A 13,400-nucleotide genomic window follows, 5' to 3' on the forward strand; every position below is an offset into this window, starting at 1 on the left:
GCCCGGATCGTCGGGGAAGACGGCGAAATAGACCGGTAGGGATGGTGATCGGGGGGACTGCGCGTGGATCATGTTGTCGGCCAACGCTCTTGGTAGTTTCCCGAAATGGGCGCACACTTTTAGTGACAGGTGTTCGCGGTGGGATGGGAGGCCGATGATCGGAAATCCCTGCGGTACAACCCTATAGGTGGGGACCGTGGTGGATCGGTAGTGCGAGGGCGCCGAGAGTTACTGTGCTCGAACAGGGTTCGGTGGTTGGCGATGCGGGGCCACCGTAGTTGGGTGGCGTGCGTATGGCCGAGTTCTTGGTCAGGCGTTGGCGAGTTTGTACTCGAGTACGTCGCGCGGTTCACCGGCGCCGAAGTAGCGTTCCTCGTAGCCGGTCCAGGCGAAGCCGATGCGGCGGTAGAGGTTGTATGCCGACTGGTTGGTCGGGCGGACGGTGATGCGGACGCTGCGCATCGCGCGCTGCCTACATAGGTTGATCGCCTCTTGGAGCAGGGTCGAACCGTACCCGCGGCCGCAACTGCGCTCGCTGACCGCGAGGCTGAGCAGCCAGCCGCGTCGATCCGGAGTGAGCGCGACCAGAACGTGGCCGAGGACGATGCCGTCGACCTCCACGATCAGCCAATTGGCGCCGTGTAGGTCGAAGAGCTGGCGCAAAACGAAGTACGGGTAGGCCTGGTCGCCGAAGCGCTCGGCCTCGATCGCGGCGACATCGACGAGATCGGAAAGCTCCGCACTCCGATACACGGGCGACGGTGACGTCGTCGCGCTGCCCACTGTGCTCCCTTGCGCGGTAACACGAGTCATAAAACACAGCGTAAGCGTTTGCTCGGTCGGTCGAGGCGAACCCGGTGTGCACGATCCGGATCGAGATCGTTCAGGCGGAGTCAGGCGGTCCCGCTGAGCCGTTCGGTGAACGCCGTACCCGAATCGGTCCGGCAATCCTCGTTGCCCGCGCTTCACCGGCGGTTTGCCTGCGTAGCGGTCGTTTTCAGGCGGTACCGCCGCCGATCCGAATGTGTTCGGCCGTCACGGCTTCGGCGTCATCGCTCACCAGCAAGGCCACCGCCTGAGTGATCTCGGTTGAAGCTTTGATTCGATCTAGGAAATTCGTCCCCATAACGTAACTCGGTTCGTGCTCGCCCTTTTCCGCGCTGTCCGCCTTCGGATCGGCCGTGCCCGGGCTGACCGCGTTGACCGCGATGCGCCGCGGCGCGAAATCCGCGGCAAGCGCGCGGGTGAACTCCGCGATGGCACCGACCGCGGCGTTGTCGACGGCGTTGCCGGGCGCGGTGGCACTTCCGACGGTGATGATGCGGCCACCGTCGGAAAGGTGGGCCGCGGCAAGTTGTATGCCGTAGAAAACGGCTTTGGCGGGAGCCACGAAGCCGAGGTCGAAATCCTCCTCGGAAATCTCCGGCAGCGGTGCTTTGATCGCCGCCGCCGTGGTCTGCACCAGCACGTCCCAGTGCCCGCACTCTTCCAGCAGGGCCTGGATCAGTTCCTCGTATTCGGCCCGATCGCCGATGTCGGCGGCGAGGGCCAGTGCCGACCCGCCCGCGTTGGTGATCTCCTTGACCACGTCGGCGGCCGATTCCGGCGCGTGCGGATGCTGGATCACCACCTGCGCCCCCTGCTCGGCCAGCGTCTTGGCGATGGACTTGCCGATCCCGGTGTCGGCGCCGGTGATCAGGGCCGTCTTTCCGGTCAGCGGGCCGGTCTTGTTCATGGCCTTGCCTTTCCGTATGCGCCGCTGGTGCGCAGCAGAGCAAGTATGCATTCCGCATCGGCCCAAAATCGACTGCTTCGCTACACCGTTCGGCTGACTCGAGGGGATCGCGTGCCGCTGTCTCGCCCGCGCAGAGGGCTCCGGAAACAGGTCTGCCCCCTAGCCGGTGAGGGCAGGGGGCAGACCGTTCGTCTCAACCACGAGTCGGGGTGACAGGATTTGAACCTGCGACCTCTTCGTCCCGAACGAAGCGCGCTACCAAGCTGCGCCACACCCCGTGAATCGAACCTGGACTACCTTACAACAAGGACGGTGTAGACGTTAAACCGCCAGGTCAGCGGGGGTATTCCAGGGGGTGTGATCAGGCGTCGTGCGGGCGGATGCTGGTGAAGATGCGCTTGGCGGTGTCGGCGTCGAGCGCGTGCGGGACGCCGGTGTCGGCGGTGATCACCATGACGAAGCTGCCGTTTTCGGTGGGGAAGGCGGCGGTGTAAACGGAGTATGCGGTGGCGCAGCCGGGCTTGGCCTGGTTGACGGTGCCCTTGGTCTCCACGAACATGCCCTTCTGCGTCCCGTCCAGCGATTCGAGCGGGACGGGCGCGGCCGGGTGGGCGTCGGCGGAGGCGGTGTAGGCGAGTTTGGCCGTTCGGGTGCCGAGATCGGTTGCGGCGGTACCGGAATCGGCGTCCTTGGAGCCGGTGAGGAACGACGCGGTGCGGGTCGATCCGGGGCAGTAGCCCTTACCGTCGCTGGCGTAGCCCTTGCCCGCCACCGCGTTCGGCGGCTCCCCGTACCCGCCGATGGCGGTCTCCGGTGCGATCGTCCAGCCCGGCGGCACGTCGTAGGCCGCGCCGCGATCGGGCGCGACCACGACCTGGTAGCCGGGGACCACCGGATTCTCGTGGCGGCTCGAGCTGGTCGGGGTCGGCGGTGCGGTGGTCTTCGACGGTGTCGGTTGCGCGCCCGCGCTGGTGGTGAGCGCGCTCACCATGGAGGGCGAGTTGCGTTGCGAGTCGGCGTTGTTCGACCCGCGCTTGGCCAGCGTCACCGCGGTCACCGCGCCCGCGGCGACCAGCAGCACCACCAACCCGATCAGCAGCCCGGCTTTTCCGCGTCCGCTCGGCGGCGGACCGCTCGCGCCGTGGCCGGGCGGCAGGTGCTGTGGCGGCCCGCCGAACCCGCTCTGTGGCGCGTACGCGCCGGCTACCGGCTGACCGTACTGCGGCGCGGCGTAGGTGGGCGCCGGGGCCGCAGACTGCCATTGCGGCGCGGGATCGGGCTGGCCTAGTCGAGTGGCGTTGGGATAGCCGAGCAGAGTAGGCGCGGCCTCGCCGGGGGCGTTAGGGCTCGGTTCGGGAGTGCCGAGGCTCGGCTGCCAGAGGCCGGCCGGTTCACCGGCACTGCGCGGCTGCGGCTGTGCCAGGAGGGTCGGGTCGGCCTGCCCAGGTGCCTGCCACTGTGCGGGCGCCTGACCACCGGATACGGGCTGTGCCATGAGGGTTGGGTCGGATCGGCCAGCGGTAGGAGCCTGCCACTGCTGAGGCTGACTGCTACCGCCTGGCTGCCACTGCGCGTCGGGTGTGGAACCGCCACTGCTTGGCTGCCACTGCGAGTTCGGCGCTGGGGCCGATCCGCCTGACTGCCATTGTGCGTTCGGTGCGGGAGTCGGCCCGCCCGGCTGCCACTGCGCGTTCGGTGCCGGGGCTGACCCACTGTTACCCGGTTGCCACTGCGGGTTTGTCGCGGGAGCCGATCCCGGCTGCCACTGCGCGGCCTGCCCTTGTCCGCTGGGACTCGGCTGCCATTGGTAGTTCGGCTCCGACTGCCGCTGCACCGTGGGATCGGCGCCAGGCGCGTTCGCCCCTGGCTGCCATTGGACAGTCGGATCCGGCTGCCCGGGCCCGCCCGTCTGCTGCGGCCATTGCACCTGCTCGTGGAACCCCGAATCCCGCTTCCACGGCCGCGCGGGTGCGGGCTGTTCGGTGGTGTCGTCCGCCGACGCCGGATCGAATTGGTCTGCGCCGTACGACTGTTGCTGATTTGGGTGCGCCGCACCGGGCTGGCCCAGAGCGGTCGGGTCGTTGCGCCGGTCGTCGAATCCACTCACAGTTGTCCCCTGCCTGACACACGTCTCGGCACGCGACCTTAGCGGGCGACGGCCTCCGAGGTGGACACGCCCTGGCCGCTATCGGCGGACGGCCGCTTCGGCGGCGCAGCGACCAGCGTCAACAGGGTCGCCTCCGGACGGCAGCAGAAGCGGTACGGTGCCCACGGCGAGGTACCGACGCCCGCGGAGACGTGCAGCTGGGTGTGCTCGCCCCACTTGGACGCACCCTTGACCCGGGACCGGTCGATGCCGCAGTTGGTGACGAGCGCGCCGTATCCGGGCAGGCACAGCTGACCGCCGTGCGTGTGCCCGGCCATCACCAGGTCGTAGCCGTCCTCGGCGAAGCGATCGAGCACCCGCGGCTCGGGGGAGTGGGTGAGGCCGATGCGCAAGTCGGCCAACGGGTTCGGCGCGCCCGCGATGGTGTCGTAGCGGTCGCGGTGCAGGTGCGGGTCGTCGACGCCCGCGGTGGCGATCCGGATGCCTGCGACCTCGAGGTCGCGGCGGATGTGCGTCAGATCGAGCCAGCCGCGCTCGGTGAACGCCGCGCGCAGGTCCTTCCACGGCAGCGGGGCGCCGTAGACCCGCCGGTGGTCCTTCTTGAAGTACTTCATCGGGTTCTTCGGCACCGGCGCGAAGTAGTCGTTGCTCCCGAAAACGAAAAGCCCCGGGCGGGAAAGCAATCCGCCGAGGGCCTGGACTACCGCGGGTACCGACTTCTGGTGCGAGAGGTTGTCACCGGTGTTGATGACCAGGTCCGGCTCCAGCCGATCCAATTCACGCAGCCACTGCTGCTTGCGCTGCTGGCCGGGAGTCATGTGCAGATCACTGATGTGTAGTACCCGCAGCGACGACGACCCGGGCGCAAGGACCGGCATCGTGGCCTCCCGCAGAACGAAGGCGTTGCGTTCGACCAACGAGGCGTAGCCGATTCCGGCCACGGCCGCCCCGGCGGCTCCCAACGCGGTCGTGCGGACAGCAGAGGTCGAGATTACGGGCATTTGCCCAGCATAGGTGACCCCGTTGCGGAACGCCGAGTGTGTTTACGCACAAGCCCTTGCGTGCAGACCATGGACCACCCCGTAAAACAGCGCCACGATTCGCCGCAGCTGCGCAAATGTGGTGGGCGGGTTGCGAAGGACCGGCTACCGTGAGCCTCATGTCGGAACTCAAAGCGCAACTGCGGACGGACATGACCGCCGCGATGAAAGCCAAGGACACGCTGCGTCTTGCCACGTTGCGGATGCTGCTCGCCGCCATTCAGACGGCCGAGACCGCAGGCTCCGAGGCGCGCGAACTCTCCGATGCCGACGTGATCGTGGTGCTGCAGAAAGAGGCGAAGAAGCGCAGCGAGTCGGCCGAGATCTACACCCAGAACGGGCGCGGAGAGCTGGCCGCCAACGAGCACGCCGAGGCCAGGATCATCGACGAATACCTGCCGACCCAGCTGAGCGAGGCGGAGGTCGCCGATGTCGCCGACACCGCGATCGCCCAGGTCGCCGAGGAACTCGGCGAGCGGCCGGGCATGCGCCAGATGGGCCAGGTCATGAAGGTCGCCACCGCGATTGCCGAGGGCAAGGCCGACGGGTCTCGGCTCTCGGCCGCGGTGAAGTCCCGACTCTGACCAACGCACGCTACGCACAAGGGCCGCGAACCCATCAGGTTCGCGGCCCTATTTGTCAGCGTGGGATGGGTATCGGGATCGGGATGGGCGGCAACAGCGGTGGCGGTGGCAGCCCCGGGATGCCCGGCGGACCCGGTGGCGGGCCCGGCGGCGGCGCGGCCCGCTGGGTGCCGTCACTGATGTAGAGCGTGATCACCGAACCGGGAATCGCCGACCCGTTCGGCGAGGTCCCCATCACGGTGCCCTTGGCCTGAGCGCCCGGACCGGTCACCGGCGTCACCTGGAAGCCGGCCCCGACCAGTGCCGCGGTCGCCTGACCCTGGGTCTGCCCGGCCACGTCGGGCACCTGCGCGTTGTTCGACCCGCGGACGTACTTGTCGTCCAGCGGCGGCAGGCCAGGCGGCGGGAAGCGGTTGAGCACCGGCTTGATGGAGTTGAACCAGGTCCGCGCGGGTTCGTTACCGCCGAACAGGTTTCCGTCGCCGCAGTTGCGCAGCGGGAACGAGCAGATCTCGCCGGGCGTCGGGCTGTCGCCGTAGACGTAGGTGGCGGCGGCCAGCGAGTTGGTGAAGCCGACGAAGGCCGACGAGCGGTGGCTCTCGGTGGTGCCGGTCTTGCCGGACAGCGGTGCGTTCCAGCCCGCGGACTGCGCGGCGCCCGCGGCGGTGCCGCTGACGTCGTCCTTGCTCATCGCGTTGGCCAGGGTGTTCGCCAGGCCGGGCTCGATGACCTGCTCGCAGGCCTGCTGGGTGAGCGGCACCTGCTTGCCCGACCGGTCGACGACCTCCTTGATCGGGTTCGGCGGGCACCACTTGCCGCCGGAGCCGAGGGTCGCGGCGACATTGGACAGCTCGAGCGGGTTGATCGCGACCGGGCCGAGGGTGAACGAACCGAGGTTCTGTTCCTTCATCATGTCGGCGAGGCTCTGGTTGCCGTGGCCCGAACTGCCTGCCTCGGTGTAGGAGCGCATGCCCAGCCGGACCGCCATGTCGACGGTCGGCGTGACGCCGACGGCCTGAATGAGCTTGACGAACGCGGTGTTCGGCGAGGTCGCCAGCGCCTCGGTCACCGACATCGGCGACTTGTACTTGCCCGCGTTCTCGACGCAGTAGGTGGCCGGCGGGCAGCCGCGCGCACCACCGTTACCCATGCCCTTGGCCTCGAACCGGGTCGGCACGTCGAGCTGGGCGTTGATGCCGAGGCCCTTCTCCATCGCCGCGGCGGTGGTGAAGATCTTGAAGATCGAGCCCGCGCCGTCGCCGACCATCGAATACGGCTGTGGCTGCACGGTTTCGTTCGCGTCCCGGTTCAGGCCGTAGGTGCGGCTGCTCGCCATCGCGAGCAGCGGATGCGAGTCCTGGCCCGGCGCGACGACGGACATCACCTGCGCGATGTTGTCGAGGTTCGGATTGGCCGTGTCGGTCACCGAGCGCTTCACCGAGTCCTGCACGGCCGGGTCGAGCGTCGTCTTGATCAGGTAGCCGCCCTTGTCGATCTGCTCCCGGCTGATGCCAGCGTTGGCCAGGTACTGAATGGCGTAGTCGCAGAAGAAGCCGCGGTCGTTGGCGGCGATGCAGCCGCGCGGCAGGCCCTTCGGCTCCGGCAGCACGCCGAGCGGCTTGGTCTTGGCCTCGCGGAACTCGTCGGCGCGACTGGGGATGTTCTGGATCATCGTGTCCAGCACCGTGTTGCGGCGGGCCAGCACGCCCTCGGTGTTGCTGTAGGGGTTCAGCTTCGAGGAGCTCTGCACCATGCCCGCCAGCATCGCGGCCTGCGACACGTTCAGGTCGGAGGCGTCGACGCCGAAGTAGGTCTGCGCCGCGTCCTGGATGCCGTAGGAGGAGTTACCGAACGGCACCAGGTTCAGGTACCTGGTGAGGATCTCGTCCTTGGTCAGCTCGCGGTCCAGGGTGAGCGCCATCCGGATCTCGCGGATCTTGCGGGCGGGCGTGGTCTCGATGGCGGCCCGGCGTTCGGCGTCGGTCTTGGCGACGACGAGCAGCTGGAAGTTCTTCACATACTGCTGGTCGAGCGTCGACGCGCCCTGCTGGACCTCGCCACTGCTGGTGTTGGTCAGGAACGCGCGCAACGTGCCCTGCCAGTCCACACCCTCGTGTTCGGCGAAGCGCCGGTCCTCGATGGAGACGATCGCCAGCTTCATGTCGTTGGAGATCTTGTCGCTGGGAACCTCGAAGCGGCGTTGCTCGTAGAGCCAGGCGATCGGTGTTCCACTCGCGTCGACCATGGTCGAGACGGCGGGCGCGGTGCCCTCCACCAGTTCCGAGGACACGTTGTCGACGGCATCGGCGGCTCGGTTCGAGACGAATCCGAAGCCACCTGCGAGCGGGAACATCAACCCGGCGACGAGCACGGCGGCCAGCGCGCAGCTGCCGGCCAGCCTCGCGAGCGTTTGTGTGATCGGCACGAACCCCAGCCTACGGGGTGGGCTCCGGGCGCTCTTCCGTGCGTTTACCCGAGGGCGATTCGCACGGGCGATTGGGCGTGTCGCGAGGGCGAGTCTGGCGTGTCGCGGGACGGCGCGCCGCGAATGTGCCGGACCCGCCGCCGCTCGCGGCATTTTGCAGGGACGGACGTACCAAAAATTCCGGGGGCGGTCTTGCGCTGGGGCCATACCTTTACCTAGATTGAGAACCCAGTGTGATAGAGCTAACACTCAAAGTGGAATGTGGTGCAGAGCGCAGCGGGGTTTGGGTTGCTGCGACGCTGACACGCGATTCTGGAGCGCCGTTGACCCGGTGTTCGGACTGCAAAGGGGCACACCAAATGCACATGACAACCCCCATCGCTCGATTGGACGTGGAGCAGGCCGAAGCAAGGATTGCCTGGGTAGCCCAGGCCCGATGCAAGGAAGTGGATCCCGATCAGTTGTTCGTTCGCGGCGCTGCACAGCGCAAAGCCGCGACGATCTGCAGGCACTGCCCGGTGCTCATGCAGTGTGGTGCCGACGCCCTCGACAATCGAGTGGAGTTCGGTGTGTGGGGCGGTATGACCGAGCGGCAGCGTCGCGCGCTGCTCAAGCAGCATCCCGAGGTGACCTCCTGGGCCGATTTCTTCCAGGCCCAGCGCCAGCATCAGGTGGCAATGTAGCCCCGGTAACCATTCGGAACTGAGCCTGCTGACGCGGGCTCAGTTCCGTTTAAAGCGCAATTACTTCCGTTTGCAATAGCCGATGCGTCTATGTATCAAGCAGATGCTCGGTTACCGGTCAGTTGATCACCGACCACTCGCAGCGCCTCCAGATCCGACACCTCGAACGGCAACGCGGTCACCGACACGATCGGTACCCGCGGATGCGCGCCGGTAAACCGGTGCAGCAGATGCTGTTCGCGCTTGTCGGTGGCGACCCGCCTGGCATGGATGCGCAGCACGGCCGAGGTGAGCGGATCGCCATCGGCCAGCTGCTCGGCCGCGGTCAACGCGTGATCGCCGGAGAGCGAGCTGAGCGCCGGATGGGTGCGGTTGAGGATCAATCCGGCCAGCGGCATCCGCTCGGTGGAGAGCCGGTCGACGAAGAACGAGGCCTCGCGCAACGCGTCCGGCTCGGCGGCGGCAACCACCAGGAAGTGGGTGCCCGGCTTGGACAGCATCGCGTAGGTGCGGTCCGCCCGATCCTGGAAGCCGCCGAACAACGAATCCAGCGACTGCAGAAAGTTCGACGCGTCCTTGAGCATCTGCCCGCCGACGATGGTGGACACCCCGCGCACCGCGAGGCTCATCGCGCCGGTGACCAGCCGGGTGACGCCGCGACCCGGCGCCATGATCACCCGGATCATCCTGCCGTTCAAGAAGTTTCCGAGCCGCTTCGGTGCGTCGAGGAAGTCCAGCGCGTTGCGCGACGGGGGAGTGTCGACCACGATCAGGTCCCACTCCTTGCGCCCGGCCAGCTGGCCGAGCTTCTCCATCGCCATGTACTCCTGCGTCCCGCCGAACGAGGAGGCGACGGTTTGATAGAAGGGGTTGGCGAAGATCTGCTCGGCCTTGTCCGGGCTGGTGTGCTCGAGCACCATGTCGTCGAAGGTGCGTCGCATGTTCAACATCATTGCGTGCAACTCGCCCTTGGCTTCTGGGCCGAGCGGCACCCGCTGCGGAGTGTTGCCGAGGTCGGCGACGCCGAGTGACTGGGCCAGTCGGCGGGCCGGGTCGATGGTGAGAACGACCACCTTGCGGCCCTGCTCGGCCGCGCGCAACGCGAGCGCGGCCGCGGTGGTCGTCTTGCCGACCCCGCCGGAGCCGCAGCAGACCACAACCTTCGCGGTCCGATCATTGATGATGTCCGAAATATCAAGCGGCGCAGCCGTAATCGGGGTGCTCATGACTCCACCTCGCTGGCGTTCGGCTCCGTCATGAGCACCTCGAGGGCGGCTGTGTTGTTGGTTCGCTCGCTGCGCTCGCTCACTATCGGACCCCTTGTGTACTGAGATGTTCGGCCAGTTCATACAGGCCGCCGAGGTCCATGCCTTCCGGCAAGGCGGGCAGGTAGAGGCGGGACACGTCGACCTTGGCGAGCTCGGCGGCGCTGTCGTCCTGCGCCTGCAAAGTGGCCGCGTGCTCGATGGTTTCGGTGATCAGACCCTGGAAGTCGTTATCCGACAAGGTGATTCCCGCGGTGGCCAACCCGGCCCGGACTGCGTCGGTGTCGACGTCGCCCTGCGCGGCCTTGGCGCGCAGCTCGGACGGCAGCTGCCCTTCGGTGGCCCGGTTCACGATCACCGTGCCGATGCGCAGATCCGCCGCCTTCAATTCCGCGACCGCGTCGGCGGTCTCCTGCACCGGCAGCGCCTCGAGCAGGGTGACCAGATGGATCATCGTCTGGTCCGAGTGCAGCAGCTTGGACACGCCCTCGGCCTGCGAGGCGATCGGCCCGCCCTTGGCCACCTCCAGCATGGCCTGGGTGACGTCGAGGAAGCCGGCGATCCGGCCGGTCGGCGGGGCGTCCACCACGATCTCGTCGTAGACCCGCTTGCCCGACTTGTCCACCCGGACCGCGGTCTCCTTGATCTTGCCGGTCAGGATGACGTCACGCAGACCGGGCGCGATGGTGGTGACGAACTCGATGGCGCCCATCCGGCGCATCGCCCGGCCCGCGAAGCCGAGGTTGTAGAACATATCCAGGTATTCGAGGAACGCGTGCTCGATGTCGAGCGCGAGCGCGACCACCTCGCCGCCACCGTCGGCGGTGGCGATCCTGGTCTCGGTGGGCGGCAGCGGCGGCAGATCGAACAGCTGCGCAATCGACTGCCTGCTCTCCACCTCCACCAACAGCACCCGGCGCCCGCCGGCGGCCAACGCCAAGGCGAGGGCCGCGGCCACCGTGGACTTGCCCGTGCCGCCCTTTCCAGAGACATAGTGCAAGCGGGCCTTTTCCGCGCGCTTCGGCCACCCTGTTTCCAGTCCCGGCTCCGCCGAAAGAGGCACTGCTGTTGGTACTCCCACGCTCGCGAGCCTATAACCCGTTCTGAGATCCCGCCCGAGGGATCCGCCTAGTGCCTGGTCCAGGGCGTGTATCTGTACCAGACAGCAGCCCGGTTGCGTCCTGGGCAACACGAGAGGTTCGCCTTGTGCCGCCGGTGAATCCGACGGCGGTGTGCAGGTTCCGAGCGGCGTGCGATCGACTGCGAATCAGACAGCGTCGCGAACAACCGGTGCCGCAGCGTCACCAATTCCACACCGCTACGCTCACGGGCATGAGTGAAGCGACCGTATGGGAGTACGCGACCGTGCCGCTGTTGACGCACGCGACCAAGCAGATTCTCGATCAGTGGGGCGCCGACGGTTGGGAGCTGGTTTCCGTGCTGCCGGGGCCGACCGGCGAGCAGCACGTCGCCTACCTCAAGCGCCCGAAGTAAAGGAGAAGGGGATGACCGCAGTGACTGAGTGGGAGAACAACCTCGCCAAGCTCGGAGTGACGCTGCCTCCGGTCGTGGCGCCCGTGGCTGCCTACATCCCGGCGATCCGCACCGGTTCGCTGGTCTACACCTCCGGCCAGCTGCCGATGGCGGATGGTCAGCTGACGGTGGCGGGCAAGGTCGGCGCCGAGGTGAGCACCGAGCAGGCGAAGGAAGCCGCACAGCTGTGCGCGCTCAACGCGCTGGCCGCGGTGCACGATCTGGTCGGACTCGACGCCGTGGTGCGCGTCGTGAAGGTGGTCGGATTCGTCGCCTCCGCACCGGGATACAACGATCAGCCGATCGTGATCAACGGCGCATCGGAATTCCTCGGCGAGGTCTTCGGTGACGCGGGCGTCCATGCGCGTTCCGCGGTGGGCGTGTCGGAATTGCCGAAGAACACCCCCGTCGAAGTAGAGATCATCGTCGAGGTGCGTTAACACATAAGTCCCGGACTGGGATTCGATCGACTGGGGTACATCGATGACGCTGACTCATCCCGCGTATGGACAACTACGGCAGGTCACCCCGACGGCAGCGGTGCTGCTGGCGGACAACCCGGGCCAGATGACGCTGCAGGGCACCAACACCTGGATCCTGCGCGCGCCGGGCCGATCGGATTGTGTGGTGGTCGATCCCGGTCCGAAGGACAAGGCGCACGGCGCCAAGATCGCCGAGGTCACCGGGGGCGATATCGCGCTCACGCTGATCACCCATCGGCATCACGATCACACCGGTGGCATCGATCACCTCGTCAAGCTGACCGGAACTCCGGTGCGTGCCAAGGAAACCGAGTTCTTACGCGGTTCGGATGCGCCGCTGGTCGACGGCGAGGTGATCGAGGTCGCCGGGTTGCGGATCACCGTGGTTGCCACGCCGGGCCACACCGGTGATTCGACGAGTTTCCTGCTCGACGACGCGGTGCTGACCGGCGACACGATTCTCGGCAGCGGCACCACCGTGCTCGATTCGAGCGACGGCACCCTGGCCGACTATCTGGCCTCGCTGGACCAGCTGGTCGAGATCGGGGCGGGCAAGGCGCTGCTGCCGGCGCACGGCCCGGACCATCCCGATCTGGAGCCGGTGGCCCGGTACTACATCACGCATCGGCAGGAACGCCTCGATCAGGTGCGCGAGGCGCTGAAAGTGCTCGGCCCGGACGCGGGCGCGATGGCGGTGGTGCGACGCGTCTACGCCGATGTCGACAAACGACTGTGGCTGGCCGCGCGCAGCTCGGTGCAGGCGCAGCTGGAATACCTGCGCGCCGAAGGCTGACTTGCTCGAACACGACAACACGCTGGGCTCTAGGAGCTAGGAGCCCAGCGTGTTGTTCGGTCAGGTCGGTAGAACGTCAGCGCGCGCGGCGTGCCAGACGCTCCGAGTCGGAGATGAGCACGCTCTTGCCCTCCAGCCGCAACCAACCGCGGTGCGCGAAGTCGGCAAGCGCCTTGTTCACGGTCTCGCGGGAGGCGCCGACCAGCTGGGCGATCTCCTCCTGGGTCAGGTCGTGGGTGACCCGCAGCGCACCGGCCTCCTGGGTGCCGAACCGCTGTGCGAGCTGCAGCAGCGCCTTGGCGACCCGGCCGGGGACGTCGGTGAAGATGAGGTCGGCCAGGTTGTTGTTGGTACGACGCAGGCGACGGGCGAGCACGCGGAGCAACTGCTCGGCGATCTCGGGCCGCTGATCGATCCAGGACTTCAGCGCGTCCCGGTCCATGGTGACGGCGCGGACCTCGGTCACCGTGGTGGCGGTGGAGGTACGCGGGCCCGGATCGAAGATCGACAGCTCGCCGAACATGTCCGACGGGCCCATGATGGTCAACAGGTTCTCCCGGCCATCCGGTGATCTGCGGCCGATCTTCACCTTGCCCGAGGTGATGATGTAGAGCCGATCTCCTGGCTCACCCTCGTTGAAGATGACGTGGCCGCGCGGAAAATCCACCGGCTGCAATTGCTTGGCGAGGGCGGCCACCGCAGTGGGCTCGACGCCCTGGAAGATGCCTGCTCTGGCGAGGGCCTCGTCCACTT

Annotated in this window: 13 protein-coding genes and 1 tRNA gene; 5 read left to right on the forward strand and 9 right to left on the reverse strand. The window is 67.3% G+C overall.

Features of this window, described 5'->3' with window-relative positions:
• Nucleotides 1-309: 309 nt before the first annotated feature.
• The 5 genes from ACIBK2_RS06300 to ACIBK2_RS06320 form a co-directional block, all read right to left on the reverse strand.
• On the reverse strand, nucleotides 310-813 hold the full coding sequence (locus tag ACIBK2_RS06300; RefSeq protein ID WP_396964336.1) for a GNAT family N-acetyltransferase: 504 nt from the start codon (nucleotides 811-813) through the stop codon (nucleotides 310-312).
• A 184-nt stretch (nucleotides 814-997) separates the two neighbouring features.
• Nucleotides 998-1,735 (reverse strand): SDR family NAD(P)-dependent oxidoreductase, encoded by a 738-nt coding sequence (locus ACIBK2_RS06305; RefSeq protein ID WP_396964339.1) that lies wholly within the window; start codon nucleotides 1,733-1,735, stop codon nucleotides 998-1,000.
• Nucleotides 1,736-1,939: 204 nt separating this feature from the next.
• Nucleotides 1,940-2,013, reverse strand: a tRNA-Pro gene (locus tag ACIBK2_RS06310).
• 83 nt (nucleotides 2,014-2,096) lie between these two features.
• Entirely contained in the window at nucleotides 2,097-3,842 is a 1,746-nt protein-coding gene (locus ACIBK2_RS06315) for a hypothetical protein (RefSeq protein ID WP_396964341.1), read from the reverse strand.
• Nucleotides 3,843-3,880: 38 nt separating this feature from the next.
• Nucleotides 3,881-4,843 (reverse strand): metallophosphoesterase, encoded by a 963-nt coding sequence (locus tag ACIBK2_RS06320; protein ID WP_357379825.1) that lies wholly within the window; start codon nucleotides 4,841-4,843, stop codon nucleotides 3,881-3,883.
• Nucleotides 4,844-5,001: 158 nt separating this feature from the next.
• Between ACIBK2_RS06320 and ACIBK2_RS06325 the strand changes: the two genes are divergently transcribed.
• Complete coding sequence (locus ACIBK2_RS06325; RefSeq protein ID WP_396964343.1) at nucleotides 5,002-5,466, forward strand: GatB/YqeY domain-containing protein; 465 nt, start codon at nucleotides 5,002-5,004, stop codon at nucleotides 5,464-5,466.
• A gap of 55 nt (nucleotides 5,467-5,521) precedes the next feature.
• Here ACIBK2_RS06325 and ACIBK2_RS06330 read toward each other — a convergent pair whose 3' ends face one another.
• Entirely contained in the window at nucleotides 5,522-7,891 is a 2,370-nt protein-coding gene (locus tag ACIBK2_RS06330) for a penicillin-binding protein (protein WP_396964345.1), read from the reverse strand.
• Between the two features lie 359 nt (nucleotides 7,892-8,250).
• Here ACIBK2_RS06330 and ACIBK2_RS06335 point away from each other — a divergent pair, with 359 nt between their 5' ends.
• The gene (locus tag ACIBK2_RS06335) at nucleotides 8,251-8,574 is read left to right on the forward strand and encodes a WhiB family transcriptional regulator (RefSeq protein ID WP_014981178.1); all 324 of its coding nucleotides are present in this window, start codon (nucleotides 8,251-8,253) and stop codon (nucleotides 8,572-8,574) included.
• Nucleotides 8,575-8,669: 95 nt separating this feature from the next.
• Here ACIBK2_RS06335 and ACIBK2_RS06340 read toward each other — a convergent pair whose 3' ends face one another.
• A complete protein-coding gene (locus ACIBK2_RS06340; protein ID WP_396964348.1) occupies nucleotides 8,670-9,800 on the reverse strand; it encodes an ArsA family ATPase in 1,131 nt (376 codons plus the stop codon).
• A gap of 82 nt (nucleotides 9,801-9,882) precedes the next feature.
• Nucleotides 9,883-10,902 (reverse strand): ArsA-related P-loop ATPase, encoded by a 1,020-nt coding sequence (locus ACIBK2_RS06345; protein WP_379282315.1) that lies wholly within the window; start codon nucleotides 10,900-10,902, stop codon nucleotides 9,883-9,885.
• 269 nt (nucleotides 10,903-11,171) lie between these two features.
• On the opposite strand from ACIBK2_RS06345, the gene ACIBK2_RS06350 reads away from it, so the two are divergent.
• From ACIBK2_RS06350 to ACIBK2_RS06360, 3 genes are read left to right on the forward strand one after another with little or no spacing between them, the layout of a single operon-like run.
• Entirely contained in the window at nucleotides 11,172-11,333 is a 162-nt protein-coding gene (locus tag ACIBK2_RS06350; protein ID WP_150400783.1) for a DUF4177 domain-containing protein, read from the forward strand.
• An 11-nt stretch (nucleotides 11,334-11,344) separates the two neighbouring features.
• A complete protein-coding gene (locus ACIBK2_RS06355) occupies nucleotides 11,345-11,812 on the forward strand; it encodes a RidA family protein (RefSeq protein ID WP_396964350.1) in 468 nt (155 codons plus the stop codon).
• Nucleotides 11,813-11,855: 43 nt separating this feature from the next.
• The gene (locus tag ACIBK2_RS06360; RefSeq protein ID WP_396964352.1) at nucleotides 11,856-12,647 is read left to right on the forward strand and encodes an MBL fold metallo-hydrolase; all 792 of its coding nucleotides are present in this window, start codon (nucleotides 11,856-11,858) and stop codon (nucleotides 12,645-12,647) included.
• Nucleotides 12,648-12,723: 76 nt separating this feature from the next.
• Here the strand turns inward: ACIBK2_RS06360 and ACIBK2_RS06365 are convergent, their stop codons facing one another.
• Complete coding sequence (locus ACIBK2_RS06365; protein WP_011206875.1) at nucleotides 12,724-13,398, reverse strand: Crp/Fnr family transcriptional regulator; 675 nt, start codon at nucleotides 13,396-13,398, stop codon at nucleotides 12,724-12,726.
• Nucleotides 13,399-13,400: the final 2 nt, after the last annotated feature.

Origin of the sequence: Nocardia sp. NPDC050175 (genome assembly GCF_044459885.1) — a bacterium.
Taxonomy (GTDB): Bacteria; Actinomycetota; Actinomycetes; order Mycobacteriales; family Mycobacteriaceae; genus Nocardia.